Source organism: Streptomyces sp. NPDC041784 (assembly GCF_055591025.1).
Genome location: NZ_JBVJAB010000001.1, coordinates 778,224 through 800,922 on the forward strand (window position 1 = coordinate 778,224; position 22,699 = coordinate 800,922).

Below are 22,699 nucleotides of genomic sequence, written 5' to 3' on the forward strand. Positions count from 1 at the left end.
CGTGCCACCGTTGTCGCCGGTACCGCCGTTGTCGCCGGTACCGCCGTTGTCGCCCGTGCCACCGTTGTCGCCGGTACCGCCGTTGTCGCCGGTACCGCCGTTGTCGCCCGTGCCACCGTTGTCACCGGTACCACCGTTGTCACCGGTACCACCGTTGTCACCGGTACCACCGTTGTCGCCCGTGCCACCGTTGTCGCCCGTACCGCCGTTGTCGCCCGTACCGTCGTCGCAGGTCGGGTCCGCGACGATGTCGCAGATCGGGTCGTCCGCGGGGCTGTCGCCGTCGAGCGTCTCGACGAGCCCGCTCAGGCCACCCTCGTTGGTGTCGGCCGAAGCCACACCCGCCACCGTCAGCGAGGCGCCCGCGGCGATGATCGCACCCGCGGCAATGCGCGCGACCCGGACGCGCGTCTTCTTGGTCATATGCTTGCTACCCCCAGTAGCCGATCGTCGAAGAGGCCGCGCTCGGGGCGGTGATCGACGGAGGTAGCCGGCGTGTAGCTCGAGCCCCCCGGTTCACATGCGCCCCAGAGATACGCATGCCACAGTGCACCCTCCCCATTTTTCAAAGCAACGTCAAGGTCGTTGCGCACGCAATGTCCAAGTCGAGGCGCTTTGCCGGGTGTTGGAGCTGTGAGTGTGATGTAAAACCCAGACATTGAGGAAGTCTGGCGCCATACAAAAGGCAACCGCCCCTGAATCAGGGGCGGTTGCCTTGTCGACAAAACTACTTCTCTCGCTGCTTGCGCCAGCGAATTCCGGCTTCCAGGAACCCGTCGATCTCACCGTTGAACACGGCCTCGGGGTTACCGACCTCGAACTCGGTGCGCAGGTCCTTGACCATCTGGTACGGGTGCAGGACGTACGAACGCATCTGATTGCCCCAGGAGTTGCCGCCGTCGCCCTTGAGCGCGTCCATCGCGGCCTGCTCCTCCTGGCGGCGCCGCTCGAGCAGCTTGGCCTGGAGGACGTTCATCGCGCTCGCCTTGTTCTGGATCTGCGACCGCTCGTTCTGGCAGGAGACGACGATGCCGGTGGGGAGGTGGGTGAGCCGCACCGCGGAGTCGGTGGTGTTCACGCCCTGGCCGCCGGGCCCGGACGAGCGGTAGACGTCCACCCGCAGCTCGGACTCGTCGATCTCGATGTGGTCGGTCTGCTCGACCACGGGAAGGACCTCGACACCGGCGAAGGACGTCTGCCGGCGCCCCTGGTTGTCGAACGGCGAGATGCGCACGAGCCGGTGCGTGCCCTGCTCGACCGAGAGCGTGCCGTACGCGTACGGCACCTGCACGGCGAAGGTGGTGGACTTGATGCCCGCCTCCTCCGCGTACGACGTCTCGTAGATCTCGGTCTTGTAGCCGTGCTGCTCGGCCCAGCGCAGGTACATGCGCTGGAGCTTCTCGGCGAAGTCGGCGGCGTCGACGCCACCGGCCTCGGCACGGATGTTCACCAGGGCCTCGCGGGAGTCGTACTCCCCGCTGAGCAGCGTCCGGACCTCCATCTCGTCCAGCGCCTTGCGGACGGCGGCGAGCTCGGACTCGGCCTCGGCCAGGGTGTCCGGGTCGTCCTCCTCCTCGGCCATCTCGAACAGCACGGCGAGATCGTCGATCCGGCCGCGCAGCGCCTCGGCCTTCCTGACCTCCGCCTGGAGGTGGGACAGCTTGCTGGTGATCTTCTGCGCCTCGTCCGGGTTGTCCCACAGGGACGGCGCGGCCGCCTGCTCCTCGAGCACGGCGATGTCTGCCCTCAGCTTGTCGAGGTCCAGAACGGCCTCGATCGACTCCATGGTCGAGGAGAGGGACTTGAGCTCTTCGGATACATCGACGACTGCCACACCCCCAGCGTAACGGCTCCGCCCACCGACCATCGCCGACGGCCGGGACCGCCCCCGGTCAGGCAGAACGCGAGGCGCCCCGCTCCCGCCCGTCCGGCGTCCGAGGACGCCGGGGTGCTGGGCAAAGCCCGAGGTCAGGGGGTTGTCGGCGCCGAGTTCTCGGTGTCCTGGGGGCTCGCCCCCGCGTCGTCCCCGGACGTCGCGGCCCATGCCCCGATGCCCACCGCCGCGGCCAGCGCCACCGCGGCCGCGCCCAGGGTGATCCGGCGTCGGCGCGTGGCCGGCCGGTTGCGCGCGGACCCGGGCCGCGGCGCCCCCGCGGCCCTCGGCACCCGTGCCGTGCCGTGCGCCCCGCCCGCCAGCTCGTCCGCCGCCGGCACCCTCATCGACGTATGGGTGTCCCGGTTGGAGTCCGGCTTGGCGCCGGGGACCAGGGGCACGGACCCCCGCCGCTCCCGCCCGCCGGAGGGCACCGGCGGCGCGGGGGCCGCACCCGGCTCACGGCCGCCGTCCTCCTCGGCCTCCGCCTCCGTCTCCGGCTCGTCCACGTCCAGCGGCGGCATCCCCGCCAGCGACGGCAGCTGCTCCCGCAGCCGGGACGCCAGCTCGGAGGCGCGCAGCCGGGACGCGGGGCCCTTCGCCAGGCACTGCACGATGAGCTGCCACAGCTCGTCGGGGATCCCGGGCAGCGGCGCGACCGACTCGGTGACATGCCGTCGCAGCACGGCGCCCGGGTGCCCGCCGCCGAACGGCGTGAAGCCCGCCAGCAGCTCGTAGAGCACCGTCGCCAGCGCGTAGATGTCCACGGAGGCGCGCGGCGGCAGCCCCTCCACGATCTCCGGGGCGAGATAGTCCGGCGTCCCGATGATCTTCGTGGCGCGGGTCCGCTTCGGGGTGTCGATCAGCTTGGCGACGCCGAAGTCCGTCAGCAGGGCCCGGTGCGATCCGCCGGGGCCCAGCGGGCCCTGCATGTCGAGCAGCACGTTCTCCGGTTTGACGTCCCGGTGGACGACGCCGGCCGCGTGCGCGGCGGCCAGGCCCTCGGCGACGTCCGCGACGATCGCCACCGCGGCCTCGGGCGCGAGCCGACGGTCCCGGTCCAGCCGGGTGCGCAGGTCGGTGCCCCGGACGAGGTCCATGACCAGCGCCAGGTCGTTGCCGTCGACCACGAGGTCCCGGACGGAGACCACGTTCGGGTGCTCCAGGCCGAGGAGGGCGGTGCGCTCCTGTACGAAGCGGCCCACCAGTTCCTCGTCGGAGGCGAGGTCCTCACGCAGCAGCTTGATGGCGACGGGACCGTCCGGCCCCTCGCCCAGCCACACCGTGCCGGCGCTGCCCCGTCCCAGGATCTGGTGGGCGGTGTACCGGCTGCCGATCTTCCGTGCCAAGACTGCTCCTACCGACGCGTGTTGCCGACAAAAGTACGCGTCCGAGAAGCCAACCTTCACCGCGGAGACGGAAATCACCCGCCAGATGTCGACAAGTCCACAAACTCGCGGTCAGGTTCGCCCAGCCCCGCCCGGTCCGTCAGGTCCCGGCGCCCGGCTCCTCCGAGGCGCCGCCCAGGTCGCCGATCCAACTCCCGACCTGGTCGAACCAGTGCCCGAGCTGGTCCCACCAGCCGCGGCCGGTGCCGATCCACCCCTGCAACGGGCTGAACTCCCAGATCATCCACCCCGCGACGAACAGGATGACGATCGTGAAGAGGCACCCCTTCAGACAGCCGAGCCCGGGGATCTTCATCGGGTTGGCGCTGCGCTGCCTCGGCTCCCGGGGTTCCCGGGGCCGGCGCGGCTCCGGCGCGGGCCGCTGCTGGCGCTGCGGCTGCTGCTGAGGCCGCTGCTGCGGCGGCGGCGCCTGCTGCGGCTGGGGCGCGCCGTACCGCTGCGGCTGCTGCGGGGGCGCGTACCCCTGCTGGGGCTGCGGCTGGTACCCGTATCCGGCCTGCTGCTGGGGCTGCGGGCGCTGCGGCGGCTGCTGCTGCGGCCGGGCGACCTGCCGCTGGGGGCGGCGGCGCAGCGGGTCCTCACCGGGGTCCAGGTACTGCTGGACCTGCGTCTGCTCGTTGCGGTCGCGGGCGGCCCGCAGCTGGGTCTGCCAGGGGTGCGGCTGCTCCGGCGGCGGTCCGCCCTGCTGTCCGGGCTGGACCGGCGGCAGGACGGCCGTCGCGTCGGCCGCGCCCGCCGGACCGGAGGTGTGGGGCAGGACGGCCGTGGGGTCGGCGACACCGGCCGGTCCGCCGGTGTGCGGCAGGACGCTGGTCGCGGCGTTGGGGTCGTACGCGCCCGCGGGGGCGCCCGGCACCTGCGCGGGCGCCGGGTCGGGGGCCAGCACATGGCCCACGCCGTCGGCGGCGGCGATCTGCATCGAGTTCGCGTGCACCCCGACGCCCTCGGCGACGATCCGCAGACCGCGCGCGAGGTTCTGGGCGCTGGGCCGTTCGTCGGGGTTCTTGCGCAGGCAGCGCTCGATGACCGTCCACAGCGGGTCGGGGACCGTGGAGGGGCGGCGCGGCTCGGCGCTGAGGTGCTGGTGGAGCACTTCGAGCGCGGAGCCGCCGCTGAACGGGGGACGACCGGTGACCAGCTCGTACAGCATGATGCCGGCGCCGTAGATGTCGACGGCGGAGGTCTGCGGGCGGCCCTCGGCGGACTCCGGGGCGACGTACGCGGGCGTGCCGACGAACTCGCTGGTGCGGGTCAGGCCCGGGGAGTCGGCGAGGCGCGCGATGCCGAAGTCGGTGAGCATCGGGTGCATCTGCCCGCCGTTCTGCATCAGCAGGACGTTGGCCGGCTTCAGGTCGCGGTGCACCACGCCGTCGGCGTGGCTGGCGGCGAGCGCGTCGGCGACCTGCGCGGTGAGCAGGGCGGCGGCGACGGGCGTCAGCGGGCCGTTCTCGCGCAGGTAGCGGTGCAGGTCGGGGCCCTCGATGAGGTCCATGACGAGGGCCAGCAGATCGCCCTCGACGACCAGGTCGCGGACCCGCACGATGTTCGGGTGGGTCAGGCGCAGCAACACGGAGCGCTCCCGCAGGAAGCGCATCACGATGTCGGGGTCGCCGGCCAGCTCCTCCTTGAGGACCTTGATCGCGACGGTCTCTCCGGGCTGGCCGGGCACGGCCGCCTCGGCGCCCGCGGTCTCGCGCTGGCGGGCTCGCCAGACGGTGCCCGTGGCGCCGCGTCCGAGCGGCTCCTCGAGCAGGTACTTGCTGCCGACTGGCCGCACGTCACGCGCTCCCTGCTGCTTGCTTGCCTGTGTGTCCGATGTTCCGACCCACTGTAGTGCCGTGGTACCCGTACCGGGCTGTCGTCTTTCTGTGGGCCCCACTGGGCTTTACGTACGGTCACGCCCCGTTTCTCGCCCGGCTTCGGGCGCGTTCGAGCGTGTTCGCCGGAAAGACGCTCATCCCGGTCCCTTGGTTGCCGGAGCCGGGCGTGACCGATCTCAACTGATCGCCGACGATGCAATGGTCAGGCACTTTTGCGGGCAGAGCCGACCAATCAAGATCACTTGTTACCGGGTGGTGGGCACGTTGTCGGTGACAGGTGCGAGGATGCCTGGAGTACTGGCCGATGTGCTCGTGTGGTGTGGGGGGAAGTCCGCGCCCGCGCAGAAGGGACAGCTGACGGCGATGCAGATCCGGCTGACCGTCGTGGACCCGCAGGGCCCGCCCCCCGAGGCGCGCGGCCGTGCCGCGAGCTGCGACGTGCTGGTCACGGCGCCCGCCGGCACGGCCCTGGCCGCGGTGGCGCCCGCCCTGGCCGCGGCGGTCTCCGGAGAGAGCGCCGGCGGCGCCTCCGTCGTCCTGTACGCGGGCACGGAGCGGCTCGACACCCAGCGCTGCACGCTCGGTGAGCCCCCGCTGATCGACGGCGCGGTGCTCGCCCTGGGCGCTCCCGCCGACCCCGAGCCGCACCCGGAGGTCGACGACGCCCCGGCCCGCCTGGACGTGGTCGCGGGTCCGGACGCGGGCGGGGTCCATCTGCTGCACGGCGGCCAGGTCCGCGTCGGCCGCTCCGCCGACGCCGACGTCCCGCTCGACGACCCGGACGTCTCCCGGCTGCACTGCGCGGTGACGCTCGCGCCCGACGGCCGGGTCACGGTCGCCGACCTCGGCTCCACCAACGGCACCACCCTCGAGGGCACCCGGGTCCAGACCCGCCCGGTCCGCCTCGCCCCCGGCGCGCTGCTGCGCCTCGGCGAGTCCGCCCTCCGGCTGGCCCCGCCCGGCGGCCCGGGAGCCCGCGTGGCGACCACCCCGGACGGCGAGGGGCACGTCCGGGTGCCCTGCGGCGGGCGGCCCGCGGAGGGGACGGCCCCCTCGGCACCCCAGCCCCCGGCCCACACGCGCGTGCCGAACCCCCAGACCGGCACCCCCGGTACGCCCGGTACGCCGAGCACCGTCAGCGCCCCCACCGCTCCCACCACCCATGGCTACGGCACGGTCGACTGGAGCGGCTCCCCGGCGGCCCGGGGCGAGCGCGCGCCCGGCGCGGGCTCAGGTGCCGGGTCCGGCTCCGGCTTCGTGGACACGCCCCTGGTCCCGGGCCAGGGCACCGCACCCCGCATCGAGAGCCGCCGGAGCACCGGCGAGACGGGCCACCCGGCCGACCCGCGACGCAGGAGCGCACCCGGAGCGGCCGGCCACGACACCCACGCCGGCCGCACCGGCGTCGGCTCCTTCACGACGCCGTACGACGACGTCCGCGGCCCGCACACCACGCCCGCACCCGCCCTCGGGGATCCGCAGCCGTCCGTGCCCCCGTACGACGAAGGCGACCCCTCCGCCCCCGACCCGGGCCGCCGCAAAGGAACCCCGCTGCGCGGCACGGACATACCGCCCGGCGTCCGCAAACGCGGCGGCCTCTCCGCCTGGGCGCGGCGGCTGACCGGCGGACGCAACGGCCTGCCGGACCCGGCCGGCCCGGGAGCCCACGACGAGGACGCGCCCTTCGGGGGTCCCGAGCCGTCGACCGCCCCGGCCCCCGCGCCGGAGACCTGGCCCGACCCGGCCGCCCTGCTGCTGACCGCGCTGGGCCCGGGCCCCCGGCTGTGGGAGCGCGCCCCCGCCCATCCGGAGGCGCTCACGGTGCGGCTCGGCACGGCGGACCGGCCGGCGCCCGACGGCTCGGGCCTGCTGCCCGCCGTGCCGGTGACGGCGGGGCTGCGCGAGGTCGGGGCGCTGGGCCTGGCCGGGCCCCGCCCGAGGCTGTCCGGGCTGGCCCGCGCGGTGCTGGCGCAGCTCGCCGCGCTGCACTCGCCGGACGCCCTGGAGATCGTGCTGATCAGCACCGACCGCGCGCGTTCCGAGGAGGAGCGCGCCGCCGAGTGGTCCTGGCTGGGCTGGCTCCCCCATCTGCGCCCCGGGCACGGCCAGGACTGCCGGCTCCTCCTCGCCTTCGACCGCGACCAGGCCGCCGCCCGCACCGACGAACTGCTGCGCCGCCTGGCGGACCACCTGCCGGACGGCGGTGCCGCCGACCTCGCCACGGACGCCGCCACGGCGTCCCGCGCCACCACCCCCCGCCGCCCTTCCTGGGCCCTGACGGACGACTCCGCGGGCGGCTTCCCCGGCCCGTTCACCGTGCTCGTGGTGGACGGCGACCCGGGCGCCGCCGACCTGCGGGACACGGTGGCCCGGCTGGCCGTGGCCGGCCCGCACGCGGGCATCCATGTGCTGTGCCTGGCGGAGACGTCCGCGGGCTCTCCCTCCGCGCCGGTGGCACGGGCGTACGAGGCGGCCTGCGCGGCGGCGCCCGTGATCCGCGCGTGCGGGGCGGTCGCGCTGCTCAGCGGCGATGTGGCGACCGCGCTGCGGCTGCTGCGGATCGCGCCCGAGGGCGACGGCTCGGCCGGCCCCGTGGGCCAGGGCACCCTCGCCGCCGTCGACGCGGTCTCCCCGGCCTGGGCCGAGCGGTTCGCCCGTGCCCTCGCGCCGCTGCGCCCGGACGGCGGCGGCGGTGAGCGGCACACGCGTGTGTCCGCGCCGCTGCCCCAGTCGTCCCGGCTGCTCGACGAGCTGGGCCTGGCGCGGGCGACCCCGGCCTCCCTGATGGCCCGCTGGGCGGACGCGGCCGACGACACCGAGGCGCTCGGCGGGCGGGCCTGGGCGGTGCTCGGCGCGGGGCCGCGCGGCCCGGTCTCGGTGGACCTCGCCGCCGAAGGCCCCCATCTGCTGATCGAGGGGCCGCCCGGCAGCGGGCGCACCGAACTGCTGCGGGCGGTCGTCGCCTCGCTGGCGGCCGCCGAGCGGCCCGACCGGCTGGGCATCGTCCTGATGGACGGCCGGGACACGGTCGGCCAGGGCACCGCCGGCCACGGCGACGGACTGCGGGTCTGTACGGACGTACCGCATGTCACGACGCATCTGACCGGCACCGACCCGGTCCGGATGCGGGAGTTCGCGCAGTCGCTGAGCGCGGAGCTGAAGCGGCGGGCCGAGCTGCTCGGGCGGGTCGACTTCGCCGAGTGGCACACGCATCGCGCGGTGTCGGGCCGGATCGTCCCGCAGCGCGGCCCGCACGGACCGGCGGCGGGCGGGGGCGGCGGCGCCGCCGACATAGACGCCCCACCCAGCTCCACGCTCCGGCTGCGGCCCTCGGCGGCTGCCCGTCAGCGGACCGAGGCGGCGCCCCCGTTGCCCCGGCTGGTGGTGGTCGTGGACGACCTGGACGCGCTCGTCTCCCCGGCGCTCGGCTCGCCCGGCCGGCCCGCCGCGGGGTCCGTGATGCGCGCGCTGGAGGCGGTGGCCCGGGAGGGCGAGCGGCTCGGCGTGCACCTGGTGGCGGCGGCCGGTCCCGGGGGGCGTACGGCGGAGTCCGAGCCGGCCCGCCGGTCCACCGTACGGATCACCCTGGAGCCGCCGGGTTCGGGCGCGGACGAACCGGCGCCCGGCCGCGGCCGCCTCAAGGGCGCCGACGGCCGCCTCACGCCGTTCCAGGGCGGCCGGGTGACGGGCCGTATCCCCCGGACGGCGACGCTGCGGCCCACGGTGACACCGCTGGAGTGGCACCGGATGGGCGATCCGCCCGCCCGCAGGCCGGTCCGGGAACTGGGCAACGGACCGACCGATCTGGCCCTGCTGGCCAGCGCGCTGGAGCGGGCGGCCCGGGAAGTGGCCGCGGCCGAGGTGCCGTCACTGCTCTAGGGCCTGTCCGGCCTTGGCCCCACCGCTCCTCGGCCCTGCCCCCGCCGCGCCGGGTGAGGTCCTCGCCCTGCCCCCTGGCATGGAGTCACGACGCGGTCACGATCGCCCGCTTGACGGCGTACGCGCACTTGCCGACCCCGGTGACCCGGCGTAGACCAGAGCTCACGGGACAGCGCTCGGACGTTCGACGAGGACGAAGAACGGGGCAGTGATGCGCAGGACGAGCAACGCCAACCGGACACGCAGGACCGTGAAAGCAGCCGCCGCGCTCCTCGCGGGAGCCCTCGCGCTCTCGCTCACCGCGTGCGGCGGCGACGACGACAAGAGCGACACCAACGAGAGCACCGGGAGCGAGGAGTCCGGCGGCGGTCTCACCCTCCCGAAGCTCGACGGCACCACCCTCGAGGTCGCCGCCGTCTGGACCGGCCCGGAGCAGGCCAACTTCAAGAAGGTGCTGGCGGAGTTCGAGAAGCGCACCGGCGCGAAGGTCACCTTCGTGCCCGCGCAGGACCCGATCATCAACTTCCTCGGGTCGAAGATCGCGGGCGGCGCGCCTCCGGACGTCGCGATGCTCCCGCAGCCGGGCGCGATCAAGCAGGCGGTGGAGAAGAAGTGGGCCAAGCCGCTCGGCCCCGAGGCCCTGAAGGAGCTCCGGAAGAACTACTCCCAGGGCTGGCAGGACATCGGCAAGGTCGACGGCGAGCAGTACGGCGTCTACTACAAGGCCGCCAACAAGTCGCTGGTCTGGTACAACGCGCAGGTCTTCGAGAACGCGGGCGCGAGTGAGCCCAAGACGTGGGACGAGCTGCTGACGACCGCCCAGACGGTCTACGACTCCGGCGTCACCCCGTTCTCGATCCCGGGCGCGGACGGCTGGCCGCTGACCGACTGGTTCGAGAACGTGTACCTCTCCCAGGCGGGCCCCGAGAAGTACGACCAGCTGGCCAAGCACGAGATCAAGTGGACGGACCCCTCCGTGAAGGAGGCCCTGACCACGCTCGCCGAGATCTGGGGCAAGAAGGACTACGTGGCGGGCGGCGCCGACGGCGCGCTCCAGACGCAGTTCCCGAACTCGGTCACCCAGACCTTCACCGGCGGCGACCAGCCCAAGGCGGCGATGGTCTACGAGGGCGACTTCGTGCAGGTCAACATCGCGCAGACGGACGCGGAGATCGGCACGGACGCGAAGGTGTTCCCGTTCCCGAAGGTCGGCGACACCGCGCCCGTGGTCTCCGGCGGTGACGCGGCGGTCGTCCTGAAGGACTCCGAGGGCGCGCAGGCGCTGGCGACCTTCCTGGCCTCGCCGGACGCGGCGGAGATCCAGGCGAAGCTGGGCGGCTATCTCTCGCCCAACAAGAACGTCGACTTCTCCGTGTATCCGAACGACGTCCAGCGCAGGATCGCCGAGGCGCTGATCGCGGCCGGTGACGACTTCCGCTTCGACATGTCCGACCAGGCCCCGCAGGCATTCGGCGGCACGCCGGGCAAGGGCGAGTGGAAGGATCTCCAGGACTTCCTGAAGAACCCGTCGGACGTGGCCGGCATCCAGAAGAAACTGGAGTCGGACGCGGCGGCGGCCTACGGGAACTGACCCGGACATGATGTCGGCCACGGGGGCCGCCAAGGCCCCCCGGCGCAGGAGCGTGACCGGCACCCGCAGGACCGTGGCAGCGCTGTTCCTGCTGCCCGCCCTGGTGCTGCTGGGCGCGCTCGTGGTCTACCCCATCGGGTACTCGGTCGTGCGCAGTTTCTACGACCAGCCCGGCGACGGCTTCGCGGGCGTCGACAACTACCGGGCCCTCTTCACGGACGACGGCATCCGCGCCGCGCTGAAGAACAACGTGATCTGGGTGGTGTTCGCGCCGACGGTCGCGACCGCGCTCGGTCTGATCTTCGCGGTGCTGACCGAACGGGTGCGCTGGGGCACGGCGTTCAAGCTGGTCGTCTTCATGCCGATGGCGATCTCGATGCTCGCCGCCGGGATCATCTTCCGGCTGGTCTACGACCAGGACCCGGACAAGGGCGTCGCGAACGCGGTGTGGGTGGGCGTGCACGACACGTTCGCCGAGTCGTCGGCGTTCCCGAAGGCGCACCCGGGCCGCGAGTCGCCGCTGGTCGCCGAGAAGGGCGGGTTCGTGACCCGGGCGACCGTCCGCGCCGGCGACCCGGTCGTGCTGCCGCTGGTCGGGGTCGCCCCCGACCAGCTGCCGGACGGCGCGACGAGGGCCGCGCGGGCGGAACCCGAGCCGGGGAAGATCACCGGCACCACCTGGCAGGACTTCACCCGGGGCAAGGGCGTCGGCACCCTCGGCGCCCCGGACCCCGCCGAACTCGGGTACGCCGGCATGCGGATCGAGGCGGTCAAGGACGGCGAGGTGGTCGCGTCGACGAAGGCCGCCGACGACGGCACCTTCACCCTCCCCGCCGAGGCCGACGGAGCCCGGCTGCGCCTGCCCGCGAGCAACTTCGCGGAGCCGTACAACGGCCTGGACTGGCTGGGCCCGTCCCTGGTCACACCGGCGATCATCGGCTCGTACATCTGGATGTGGGCCGGGTTCGCGATGGTGCTGATCGCGGCGGGGCTGGCCGGGATGCCGCGTGAGCTGCTGGAGGCGGCGCGGGTGGACGGGGCGAACGAGTGGCAGGTGTTCCGGCGGATCACGGTGCCGCTGCTCGCGCCGGTGCTCGCGGTCGTCGCCGTCACGCTGATGATCAACGTGCTGAAGGTCTTCGACCTGGTGTTCATCATCGCGCCGGGCTCCTCGCAGGACGACGCGAACGTGCTGGCGCTGGAGCTGTACCGCAAGGGCTTCTCCGAGGACCAGCCGGGCGTGGCGAGCGCGATCGCGGTGTTCCTGCTGCTGCTGGTGATCCCGGTGATGTGGTTCAACGTGCGCAGGCTGAGGCGGGAGGTGCGGCGATGACGAAGTGGCTGATCGACAAGGTCAACGGCGGTCTGGTCCGTGTGTTCCTGATCCTCGTCGGCCTGTTCTGGCTGGTGCCGACCATCGGCCTGCTGATCTCCTCCCTGCGCTCGCCGGAGGACCTGAACGCGAGCGGCTGGTGGCAGGTGTTCGGCGAGCCGTCCCAGCTCACCGTGGACAGCTACCGGAAGCTGCTGGAGAACGGCGACATCACCGACTCCCTCCTCAACACGGTGCTGATCACCGTGCCGGCGACGGTCCTGGTCGTCGTCATCGGCTCGCTCGCCGGGTACGCGTTCGCGTGGATGGAGTTCCCGGGCCGGGACTGGTGGTTCCTCGCCGTGGTGGGTCTGCTGGTGGTGCCCGTGCAGGTGGCGCTGATCCCGATCGCCGAACTGTTCGGCGAGGTCGGCCTGTTCGGCTCCACCCTGGGCGTGATCCTGTTCCATGTCGGTTTCGGGCTGCCGTTCGCGGTGTTCCTGCTGCGGAACTTCTTCGCGGAGATCCCCCGTGAGCTGCTGGAGGCGGCCCGGCTGGACGGGGCGGGCGAACTGCGGCTGTTCTTCCGGGTCGTGATGCCGCTGGGCGCGCCGGCCATCGCCAGCCTGGCCATCTTCCAGTTCCTGTGGGTGTGGAACGACATGCTGGTGGCGCTGGTGTTCACGGACGCCGACAGCCAGCCGATCACGGTCGCCCTCCAGACACAGGTACGGCAGTTCGGCAACAACATCGACGTGCTGGCGCCGGGCGCGTTCATCTCGATGGTGATCCCGCTGGCCGTGTTCTTCGCGTTCCAGCGGCAGTTCGTGTCCGGGGTGATGGCCGGAGCGGTCAAGTAGCAACGACGCGAGGGGCGGACAGGACACCGGTCCGCCCCGTCGTGTTCACCGGACGTCCCCCGAATGCCGTACGAACCGTAACCAACTCACTCCATCGGCCGTTCCCGGGCAAGGCCCTGCCCGTGCCGACCCATGGATGTCCCTTGCCCAGGTTCAGTGTCATCGTCCCCGCGTACAAGGTTCAGGCGTATCTGCACGAGTGCCTCGAATCGGTGCTGTCCCAGTCGTACGGCGATCTCGAACTGATCGCGGTCGACGACCGTTCGCCGGACGCCTGCGGCGAGATCATCGACGAGTTCGCCGCCCGCGACGAGCGCGTCCGGGTGCTGCACCTGCCGGAGAACGTGGGCCTGGGGCGGGCGCGCAACGCGGGCATCGAGCGGGCGACCGGCGACTACCTGGTGTTCCTGGACTCCGACGACACTTTCACCCCCCACGCGCTGCGCGCGATGGCCGACCGGCTGAAGGAGGCCGGCGAGCCGGACGTCCTGGTCTACGACTACGCGCGCACCTACTGGGACGGCCGGGCGGAGCGCAACCAGGTGGCCGCGCAGCTGACCGAGGAGGGCCCGGTGCCGTTCCGGCTGGAGGACCGCCCCGGGCTGCTGCGGGTGCTGATGGTGGCCTGGAACAAGGCGGTCCGGCGGGAGTTCGCCGAGCACGCCGGGCTGACGTTCCCGCCGGGCTACTACGAGGACACCCCGTGGACGTACCCGGCGCTGATGGCCGCCGAGTCGATCGCCACCCTCGACCGGGTGTGCGTGCACTACCGGCAGCGCCGCGGGGGCAACATCCTCTCCACCACCAGCCGCCGCCACTTCGACGTCTTCGAGCAGTACGACCGGGTCTTCTCGTACGTCCTGGAGCGGCCCGGACTCGCCCAGTGGCGGCCGGTGCTGTTCCGCCGCATGGTCGACCACTTCACGACGATCTACACCAAGCGGGACCGGCTGCCGCGCGGTACCCGCGCCGAGTTCCTGCGCCGGGCGCGGGCCCAGTACCGCCGCTACCGCACGCTCGGTGTGCGGATCCCGTTGCGTTCCCGGCTGCGGCACTCCCTGGTCCATCTGGGCCTGCACCGCACCTACCGGGCCCTCCAGGCGGGCATGACCCTGGGCCGCCGGGCGCTGAAGGCCGGCGTGAAGCTGGGCCGCGCGCTGCGGGCGGCGCTGCTGCAGGCGCACTACCGGGTCCAGCTGCGGCTGCCGCTGCGCGCCGACCGCGCGGTCTTCGCGGCGTACTGGGGGCGCGGGCACGGCTGCAACCCGGGCGCACTGGAGGCCGCGTTCCGCTCCTTCGCCCCGCAGGTGCGCACGGCGTGGATCGCCGCTCCCGAGCACCACGGCACGGTCCCGCCGGGTCCGCGCCGGCTCGCCCCGGGCACGGCCGCGTACTGGACGGCGCTGGCCCGCTCCAAGTACCTGGTCAACAACGTCAACTTCGACCGGCGGCTGGTGAAGCGGCCCGGTCAGGTCCTGGTGCAGACCCAGCACGGCACGCCCCTGAAGCGCATGGGCCTCGACCTCCAGGAGCGCCCGGCGGCCGCCCGCGGCACGGACTTCGCCGAGCTGCTGCGCAACGTCGACAAGTGGGACTACGTGCTGTCCGCCAACCGCCACACCACCCTGACCTGGGAGCGCGTCTACCCCGGCGGCTACGAGACGCTGGAGTACGGCTACCCGCGCAACGACATCTTCCAGCGGGCGACCTCGGCCGACGTGGCCCGGCTGCGGGAGTCCCTCGGCATCCCCCGCGACACCGTCGCCGTCCTCTACGCGCCCACGCACCGCGACTACCGGCGCACCCAGCGCGCGACCCTGGACCTGGAGCGCGTCCTGCGCCGGCTGGGCCCGCGGTTCGTGGTCCTGGCCCGCGGCCACTACTGGCAGGACGCCCCGATGGCGCGGACCCCGGGCGTCATCGACGTCAGCGACCACCCGAGCGTGGAGTCCCTCTGTCTCGCGTCGGACGCGCTGGTCACCGACTACTCGTCGATCATGTTCGACTACGCCAACCTGGACCGCCCGATCGTCGTGCACGCCGACGACTGGGAGGCGTACGAGGCGGCCCGCGGCACCTACTTCGACCTGCGGGCCTTCCCGCCGGGCGCGATCGCGCGCAGCGAGGACGAGCTGATCGACATCTTCGCCACCGGGCACTGGCGCGGCTCCCGCTCGGCCCAGCTGCGGGCCGCGTTCCGGGAGCGGTTCTGTCCGTACGACGACGGACGGGCCGCGGAGCGCGTGGTGCGCCGGGTGGTGCTGGGCGAGACGCGGCTGCCGCCGGTGGTGCCGCCGGCCGAGCGGCGGCCGGTGCCGTCGGCGGCGGACATCGCGCGTTCCCCCGTCGCCACCGTCCCGCAGCCTTCCGGTGCGCTCCCCGTCGCCGACCCCGGCCGCACGGCCTGACCCGCAGCAGCACAGGCACAGACAGACAGAGACAGACAGACAGAGAAGAACAGAGAAAGAGCTGTATGCCCCGCTTCAGCATCATCGTTCCGTCCCATGGGGTCGCGGGCCGGCTGTCCCTGGCGCTGGACTCCGTCCTCGCCCAGTCCTTCGGCGACTTCGAGCTGATCCCGGTCTGCGACGCGCCCGACGTCCCGGCCGCCGCCGTGGCCGCCGGGTACGCCGAGCGGGACTCGCGGGTGCGGCCGGTGCACTCGCCGCCGTCGGCGGGCCTGGCCGGGGCGCGCAACACCGGCCTGCGGGCGGCGACCGGCGCGTATCTGCTGTTCCTCGACGGCGACGACCGGCTCGCCCCGGGCGCCCTGTCGGCACTGGACGCCCGGCTGACCACGACCGGTGACGTCGACGTGCTGCACTTCGAGCACGAGCGCACCCCGTGGTGGGAGGGCGAACCGACCAACCCGGCGGCCCCGTTGCTGGCCCGGACTCCCAAGGACGCGTTCTCCCCGGTCGAGGCCCCGCAGCTGACCGGTGTCCAGTTGCCCGCCTGGAGCGCGGCCTACCGGCGTGCCTTCCTCACCGAGCACGCCCTGGCCTTTCCCGACGGCCGCTTCACGGACCTGGGCTTCGCCGGGCTGACCGCCCTGCACGCCTCCCGGATCGCGGCGGCACGCACGGTCGTCGTACGGCATCTGCTGCGGCGGCAGGGCAGCCGGCTGAACCTGCCGGGCGGGCATCACGCCGAACTGCTGGACCGTGTCGAGGAGTTGCTGACCCGGGCCGGTGAGCTGGAGCTGTCCGCCGAGCGGTCGGGGGCGCTGTTCGAGCAGCTCTTCGGCGCCGTCCTCAAGACGGCCGCGCACCCGGCCCGGCTGCCGGGCGGCCTGCGGCGGGCGTTCTTCCGGCGGGCGGGGAGGCTGTACCGGCGGCACCGTCCGGCAGGTCACCGCAGGCCGGGCGGGAGTCTCGGGGTGCAGCACCGGCTGCTGGCGGCGGGGGCGTACGCGGCGTTCCGCGCGCTGCGGGGCGCCAACCGGGCGGTGTCGGCCGCCGCCGAGCGGATCCCGCGCCCCCAGGGGCTGCGCACCCGACTGTTCTACCGGCGTCAGCTGCGCCGCCGTATCGACCCGAACCTGGCCGTGTTCTGCGCCTACTGGGGGCGGGGGTACGCGTGCAGTCCGGCCGCGATCCACGCCAAGGCCGCCGAACTCGCCCCGCACATCCGGTCGGTGTTCCTCGTCGAGCCCGACCAGGCGCACGCGATGCCGGAGGGGATCGACCACGCCGTGATCGGCAGCCGCCGCTCCTGGCAGGTACTGGCCCGCGCCAAATACCTCGTCAACAACGCCAACTTCGCGGAGGGCGTGGTGAAGCGGGCGGGCAGTGTGCACGTGCAGACCCAGCACGGCACCCCACTGAAGAAGATGGGCGTGGACCAGTCGACGTACCCGGTGGTGGCCGCCGCGACCGGCTCCTTCACCAAGCTCTTGGGCCGCGTGGACCGCTGGGACTACAACCTCTCCTCCAACACCCACTCCACGCAGATGTGGGAGCGCGCCTTCCCGGGCCGGTACGAGCACCTGGAGTACGGCTATCCCCGCAACGACGTGTTCTACACGGCGACGGCGCGGAACGTGGCCCGGATCCGGCGCGAGCTGGGCGTCCCCGAGGGCAGCACGGCCGTGCTGTACGCGCCCACCCACCGGGACTACCGGTCCGGCTTCGAGGCCGGCCTGGACCTGGAGGCCTTCTGCGCGGCGGCCGGCGAGGACGTCGTCGTCCTGCTGCGGGCGCACTACTTCTACGACCTGGGCGCCCGGCACGGCAGCGGCCGGATCATCGACGTCACCGCCCACCGCTCCTCCGAGGACGTCTGTCTGGCCGCCGACGCGCTGGTCACCGACTACTCGTCGATCATGTTCGACTACGCCAACCTGGACCGCCCGATCGTGGTGTACGCCGACGACTGGGACGTCTACACCGAGACCCGCGGCGTGTACTTCGACCTGATGGCGGCCCCGCCGGGCCCGGTCGCCCGGACGCCCGAGGAACTGGCGCGCGTCTTCGCCGACGGCTCCTACGCCTCGCCGGAGTCCCGGACGCTGCGGGCCGCGTTCCGGGAGCGTTTCTGCCAGTTCGACGACGGCCGGGCCGCCGAGCGCGTGGTGCGCCGGGTGCTGCTCGGCGAGCCCCCGGAGGCGATCCCGCCCGTGCGGCCGCTCGCCGAGCGCGTCCCGGCCCCCGCCGCCTCCACCCTCGTAAGGAGCTGACCCCAGCAGTGCCCCGCTTCAGCATCATCGTGCCCTGTTTCAAGGTGCAGGGCTTCCTGCGCGAGTGCCTCGACTCGCTCCTCGCGCAGTCCTACCGGGACTTCGAGGTGATCGCCGTCGACGACCGCTCGCCCGACGGCTGCGGCGCGATCCTCGACGAGTTCGCGGCCCGCGACGAGCGCGTCAGGGTGCTGCACCTGCCGGAGAACGTCGGCCTGGGCCGGGCCCGCAACGCGGGGATGCCGCAGGCCACCGGCGACTACCTGTTCTTCCTCGACAGCGACGACACGCTCACCCCGGGCGCGCTGCGGGCGACGGCCGACCGGCTGGCGGAGGCCGGCGACCCGGATGTGCTGGTCTTCGACTACGCGCGCACCTACTGGTGGGGCGGCACCCGCCGCAACGCCCTCGCGCACGTCCTCGCCGATGTCGGCGACGGCACGTTCACGGCCGCCGAGCACCCGGAGATCCTCGATCTGCTGATGGTCGTGTGGAACAAGGTGTACCGCCGGGACTTCGTCGAGAAGAACGGCTTCGCCTTCCCGCCCGGCTACTACGAGGACACCCCCTGGACGTTCCCGGTCATGCTCAGCGCGGAGCGGATCGCCACGCTGGACCGGATCTGCCTGAACTACCGCCAGCGCCGCCAGGGCAACATCCTGTCCACCACCAGCCGCAAGCACTTCGACATCCACGACCAGTACGAGCGGGTCTTCGCGTTCGTCGGCTCCCGCCCGGAGCTGGACGGGTGGCGGCCCTATCTGCACCGCAAGATGGGCGAGCACTGCCTGGACATCCTGGCCAAGCCGGACCGGCTGCCGCCGTCGGACAAGGGCGAGTTCTTCCGCCGTACGGTCGAGATGTTCCGCGCGTACCGGCCCGCCGACGAGCCGGTGCCCGCCGAGCTGAGGGTCCTGGAGGGCGGCTGGGCGGCCTACCTGGTGCGGCGGCAGGCCGGGCGGGCCGGACGGGAACTCGCCCGGCGCGGGGCGCAGGTGCGCGGGGCGGCCGGGGGGCGCGTGCGCCGGGCCGTGGACGGGGTGCACGCGCTCCGGCCGCTGGACCCGCGGCTCGTCGTCTACTCGGCGTTCTCGCACCGGGGCGTGCTCGGCGACCCCGGCGCGATCTACCGCAAGGCGCGGGAGATCGCCCCGCAGCTGCGCGGGGTGTGGGTCGTCCGGGACGAGGAGACGGCCGCGCGGCTCCCGGACGACGTCGAGCACGTGCTCCTCGACTCCCCCGCGTACCGGCGGATCACCGCGCGGGCCGGTTTCCTCGTCAACAACGTCAACTGGCCGGGCGCGCTCACCAAGCGGCCCGGCAGCGTCCACATCCACACCCACCAGGGCACGCCCCTGAAGTACATGGCCGCCGACCTGCTGGAACGGCCCGGCGGCCGGTTCGGCGTGGACGTGCCGCAGATGCTGCGCCGCGCCGACCGCTGGGACCACAGCCTGGTCGCCAACCGGCACTCGGAGCTGGTGTGGGAGCGGGCGTATCCGTGCCACTTCGCGTCGGCACGGACCGGGAGCCCGCGCAACGACGTCCTGGTGACCGCGGACGCGCGGGCGACCGCCGCGGCCCGCGCCCGGCTGGGCGTCCCGGACGGCCACACGGTCGTGCTGTACGCGCCGACCCGCCGCGAGTACGTGCGGGGCGGGCATGCCGAGCGGATCGACCTGGCCCGGTTCGCCGCGGACCTCGGCGAGGGCCACACCCTCGTCGTGCGCCTCCACCCGTCCCTGGCGACCGGGCCCGCGCGCGGGGCGGGCCTGGCGGATCTGCACCGGCGCGGCGTGCTGATCGACGCCACCGACGAGCCGCACGTCGAGGAGGTGATGGTGGCTTCCGACGTCCTGGTCACCGACTACTCGGCCCTGATGTTCGACTACGCCAACCTGGACCGGCCGATCGTCGTGCACGCCGACGACTGGGACGCGTACACGGCCAGCCGGGGCACCTACTTCGACATCACCGCCGAGGCGCCGGGCCATGTCTCGCGCACCTACCGCGAACTGGCCTGGCTGCTGGCCTCCGGAAGCTGGCGCGACGAGGACTCCACCCGGCTGAGGACCGTCTTCCGGGAGCGGTTCTGCGCGTACGACGACGGCGGGGCCGCCGAGCGGGTCGTACGGCGGCTGCTGCTGGGCGAGCCACCGGCGCGGGAGCCGGCGGTGGCGGTGCCGGGGCCGACGACGGCGCCCGACCTGCTCGCGTCCACGTGAGCGTCCGCGCGAGCCTGCGTGTGAGCCTGCGCACGGGCCTGCGCGCTGGCCTGGTGAGGGGGCTGTCGGCGAAGGCACGGTTGCGGCCGCGTGCCTGGGTGCTGGTCCTGGCCGCCGTGTTCGCGCTGCTCCAGCTCGCCAACGTCACCGGCCGGGACACCCCGGACACCAAGAACTACCTGTCGTACGCGCTGAGTCTGCGCGGGGAGGGCAAGCGGGAGGCGGCGGCCGCGACGATCGACTACGCGTGCGCGGGCGGCGCCGCGATCGCCGCGCGCCGGCAGAGCGTGGACGTGGTGCGCTTCCACCGGCCCGATCCCTCCGCGCGGGTCCTGGCCGAGTGCCGTGCGCGCCAGTGGCGCACCGTCGGCGCGCGGCTGCGGGCGGGGCAGACCGGCGGGCACACGGTGCCGTTCATGCCGGAGCGCTTCATGCGGATCTTCGAGGTGCGGCCCGGCTATCCGGTGTTCCTGGTCCCGTTCGTCACGCTGTTCGGGGTGACGTGGGGGCTGTGGCTGGCCGGGGTCGTGGTAACGGTGGCGGGCGGGGTGCTGGTCTTCCTGATCCTGCGCACGCTGCGCGCGCCGACGCCGGTGTGTCTGACCGGGCAGGCCCTGTACTTCGTGCTGCCGTGCGGGACGACCGCGATGCGGCCGATGACCGAGGGGCTGATGCTGGCGCTGACCCTGGCCGCGCTGTGGGGGTGCGCGCTGGCGCTGGAGGGCGGGCGGGTGCGTGCGGGGACCTGGCTGGTGGGCGGCTCGCTGGCCGCGCTGTTCACCGTCAAGCACTCGCAGGCGCTGTTCCTCGGGCTGTGCCTGGCGGTCGCGGGCGCCCTGGTCGCCGTACGGCGTCGGCGGCGCGGGCGGGCGGTGGGGCGCGGGGTGGCCGTGGTGGCCGTCGCGGGGTGCTGCGGGGTGCTGGGGACCATGCTGCTGTCGCGGCTGCTGCACTATCCGTCGGAGTCCGAGAGCCTCCAGGATCTGCTGACCCATCACTTCGCCCGGCCGGACCGCACGCGCGCGTGGCCGGAGTTCCTGCATCTCCAGGTCAACTTCTGGTGGGAGTGGCTGCGCCGGCAGCTGTGGGAGCCGCTGTTCGTGGCGGCGCTGGCGGCCGGGCTGTGGGGGGCGCTGGCACGGGGGCGGCGGCGGGCGTTCGGCGTGTTCGTGGTGGCCGCCGCCGGCACCGGCATCCTCACCCAGGCCGGGCATCCGGACATCGCCATCTGGGGCGGGCGGCTGATCGTGCTGGCCTGGCTGCTGCCGGTGCTCGGGGTGCCGCTGCTGCTGGAGCCCGTGGTGCGCGGGCAGGTGGTGCTTCCGGCGCAGGACGCGTCCGATCGGACTCACTCGATGAGGTGACAGTCGGCAAGGCCGTTGACCTGGGCGGGAAGAGACCGCCGATGCTGCCCCTTATGTGCTTTTTCACCCCGTTCGGTCGCCTCTGTGGCGCGGTCCGGTGAGCGCCGGTGTACTGACCCGGCGGGGCGTGCGCGGCGCCACGGCCCTGCGCGGCGGGCGGACCTGGCGGCCGAGCCCGTACCAGGTCTTCGGGCTGCTGTTCTGGCTGGTGATGTCGCTGGCGTACTGGCGGGTGCCGCTGTGCTGCGACGCCGGCCAGCACGCGGCGGTCGTGGAGCGCCTGAAGGACCGTCTGCTCCAGCCGCTGCATCCGATGGCCGACCTGCCGGGCGCGGGCAGCCCCTACTACTCGCCGTACGCGGTGGCGGAGGGCGCGTTCGCCCGGCTGACCGGGCTGAGCGGCTGGGGGGTGCTGCGGGTCGCCGGGCCGGTGAACCTGGTGGTGCTGCTGACCGGCATCGGCCGCTTCGTGCGGGTGCTGACGCCCCGGCCGTGGGCGCCGGTGCTGGCGCTGGCCGCGATGACGCTGCTGTGGGGCACCGAGCGCGCCTGGTGGAGCGGCTATCTGGGCCTGATGTCGATGACCGGCAACCTCGGCTACCCGTCCACGTTCGCCATCGGGCTCGCCTTCTGGGCGTGGGCCCTGACGGGCGCCCGCGCGCGGGACGCACGCCGGGTGCGGTTCGTGGGCCCGAGCGGGCTGCGCGGCTTCACCGGGTACGCGGGGCTGGGCGCGCTGTACGGGGTGATCGTGCTGGTGCATCCGATCACCGCGGTGGCGGCCCTGACCGGGGGGCTCGCCTTCGTCCTGGGGTGGCAGCGGGGCCGGCGGGCTGCGGTGCTCGGCCGGTGGGCGACGACGGGCGCGGCGGCGCTGCTGGTGGCCTGGTCCTGGCCGTACTTCGACGTGTTCGCGCTGGCCGGGAACGGCAGTGTGGACGCGATGCACCGGCGGCTGTACGACGGGCTGGCCGGCCACTTCTGGCTGGCGCTGCTGGGGGTGCCGGCGCTGTGGGCGCGGGCGCGTCGCTCGGCGCGCGATCCCCTGGTGCTGATGTTCGCCCTGGACTGCCTGGTGGTGGGATACGGCTTCGCCGGCGGCCACTACACCTACGGACGGATCCTGGGCCTGACCCTCGTTCCGGCGCAGTTCGCGCTCGCGGTGGAACTGGCGGCGCCGCGGCCCTGGCCGGCGGGGCGGAAGGTGCTGGGGGCGCTGGCGGCGGGCGGGGCGTGCCTCGGCCTGCTGACCGTGCAGGCGGGGGCGGTCGTGCCGCGTTCGCTGGACCCGGTGGGCTTCGACCAGCCGCCGCGCTGGCCGGCGTACGACTGGGCCGCGCGGCACATCGGGCCCGGGGAGGTGGTGGTCACCGACGGGTACTACGCGGTCCACGCCATCGCCGGGTACGGGCCGAACCTCGCGGTGCCGGCCTGGCCGGACGCGGCGCTGGACGAGGGGGAGCGGCTGCGGCGGCTCGCGGAGATCCGCGCCTACCTCTCCCCCGGGTCGACCCGCGCCGAGCGGACGGCGATCGCTCGCCGCCACCGCATCCGCTGGCTGCTGCTGACACGCTGGCACCCGGTGCCCGAGGAGGCCGTGGTGGTGGCGTGGAGCCGGCGGACGGGGGAGGTGCTGGCGCGGGTCGGGTGAGGCCTCGCGAGGGGGTCGCCCGATGTCCGGACCCTCG

General features: G+C 73.6%; 12 protein-coding genes and 1 pseudogene. 9 read left to right on the forward strand and 4 right to left on the reverse strand.

The window, feature by feature from the left end; genetic code table 11:
• The 4 genes and pseudogenes from ACZ6D7_RS03460 to ACZ6D7_RS03475 all read right to left on the reverse strand — a co-directional run.
• Window positions 1-423, reverse strand: a pseudogene (locus ACZ6D7_RS03460) (hypothetical protein); the annotation flags it as partial.
• Window positions 424-727: 304 nt separating this feature from the next.
• Window positions 728-1,834, reverse strand: a complete 1,107-nt coding sequence (prfB, locus tag ACZ6D7_RS03465; RefSeq protein WP_469482883.1) for a peptide chain release factor 2 — start codon at window positions 1,832-1,834, stop codon at window positions 728-730.
• Window positions 1,835-1,968: 134 nt separating this feature from the next.
• Window positions 1,969-3,222, reverse strand: coding sequence for a serine/threonine-protein kinase (locus tag ACZ6D7_RS03470; protein ID WP_469482886.1), 1,254 nt, complete (start codon window positions 3,220-3,222; stop codon window positions 1,969-1,971).
• Between the two features lie 139 nt (window positions 3,223-3,361).
• Window positions 3,362-5,059, reverse strand: a complete 1,698-nt coding sequence (locus ACZ6D7_RS03475; protein WP_469482888.1) for a serine/threonine-protein kinase — start codon at window positions 5,057-5,059, stop codon at window positions 3,362-3,364.
• A gap of 406 nt (window positions 5,060-5,465) precedes the next feature.
• On the opposite strand from ACZ6D7_RS03475, the gene ACZ6D7_RS03480 reads away from it, so the two are divergent.
• The 9 genes from ACZ6D7_RS03480 (at window position 5,466) to ACZ6D7_RS03520 (ending at window position 22,662) form a co-directional block, all read left to right on the forward strand.
• Window positions 5,466-8,981: an FHA domain-containing protein gene (locus tag ACZ6D7_RS03480; RefSeq protein WP_469483026.1), complete on the forward strand. Its 3,516-nt coding sequence runs from the start codon at window positions 5,466-5,468 to the stop codon at window positions 8,979-8,981.
• Between the two features lie 211 nt (window positions 8,982-9,192).
• Window positions 9,193-10,572, forward strand: coding sequence for an ABC transporter substrate-binding protein (locus tag ACZ6D7_RS03485; RefSeq protein ID WP_469482890.1), 1,380 nt, complete (start codon window positions 9,193-9,195; stop codon window positions 10,570-10,572).
• Between the two features lie 7 nt (window positions 10,573-10,579).
• Window positions 10,580-11,905 (forward strand): carbohydrate ABC transporter permease, encoded by a 1,326-nt coding sequence (locus ACZ6D7_RS03490; protein ID WP_469482893.1) that lies wholly within the window; start codon window positions 10,580-10,582, stop codon window positions 11,903-11,905.
• On the forward strand, window positions 11,902-12,744 hold the full coding sequence (locus tag ACZ6D7_RS03495) for a carbohydrate ABC transporter permease (RefSeq protein WP_469482895.1): 843 nt from the start codon (window positions 11,902-11,904) through the stop codon (window positions 12,742-12,744). Before ACZ6D7_RS03490 ends, ACZ6D7_RS03495 begins: the two co-directional genes overlap by 4 nt.
• A 143-nt stretch (window positions 12,745-12,887) precedes the next feature.
• Complete coding sequence (locus ACZ6D7_RS03500) at window positions 12,888-15,152, forward strand: bifunctional glycosyltransferase/CDP-glycerol:glycerophosphate glycerophosphotransferase (RefSeq protein ID WP_469482897.1); 2,265 nt, start codon at window positions 12,888-12,890, stop codon at window positions 15,150-15,152.
• A 65-nt stretch (window positions 15,153-15,217) separates the two neighbouring features.
• On the forward strand, window positions 15,218-17,422 hold the full coding sequence (locus tag ACZ6D7_RS03505; RefSeq protein WP_469482901.1) for a bifunctional glycosyltransferase/CDP-glycerol:glycerophosphate glycerophosphotransferase: 2,205 nt from the start codon (window positions 15,218-15,220) through the stop codon (window positions 17,420-17,422).
• Between the two features lie 8 nt (window positions 17,423-17,430).
• The gene (locus ACZ6D7_RS03510) at window positions 17,431-19,647 is read left to right on the forward strand and encodes a bifunctional glycosyltransferase/CDP-glycerol:glycerophosphate glycerophosphotransferase (protein WP_469482903.1); all 2,217 of its coding nucleotides are present in this window, start codon (window positions 17,431-17,433) and stop codon (window positions 19,645-19,647) included.
• An 80-nt stretch (window positions 19,648-19,727) separates the two neighbouring features.
• Complete coding sequence (locus ACZ6D7_RS03515; protein WP_469483028.1) at window positions 19,728-21,011, forward strand: hypothetical protein; 1,284 nt, start codon at window positions 19,728-19,730, stop codon at window positions 21,009-21,011.
• A 97-nt stretch (window positions 21,012-21,108) separates the two neighbouring features.
• A complete protein-coding gene (locus tag ACZ6D7_RS03520; protein ID WP_469482905.1) occupies window positions 21,109-22,662 on the forward strand; it encodes a hypothetical protein in 1,554 nt (517 codons plus the stop codon).
• Window positions 22,663-22,699 lie beyond the last annotated feature (37 nt).

Excerpts from the sequence above, each read along its gene's own strand:
- ACZ6D7_RS03505 (WP_469482901.1), top strand. The coding sequence starts at position 15,218 with ATGCCCCGCTTCAGCATCATCGTTCCGTCCCATGGGGTCGCGGGCCGG.
- ACZ6D7_RS03495 (WP_469482895.1), top strand. The coding sequence starts at position 11,902 with ATGACGAAGTGGCTGATCGACAAGGTCAACGGCGGTCTGGTCCGTGTG.
- ACZ6D7_RS03490 (WP_469482893.1), top strand. The coding sequence starts at position 10,580 with ATGATGTCGGCCACGGGGGCCGCCAAGGCCCCCCGGCGCAGGAGCGTG.
- ACZ6D7_RS03480 (WP_469483026.1), top strand. The coding sequence starts at position 5,466 with ATGCAGATCCGGCTGACCGTCGTGGACCCGCAGGGCCCGCCCCCCGAG.
- ACZ6D7_RS03485 (WP_469482890.1), top strand. The coding sequence starts at position 9,193 with ATGCGCAGGACGAGCAACGCCAACCGGACACGCAGGACCGTGAAAGCA.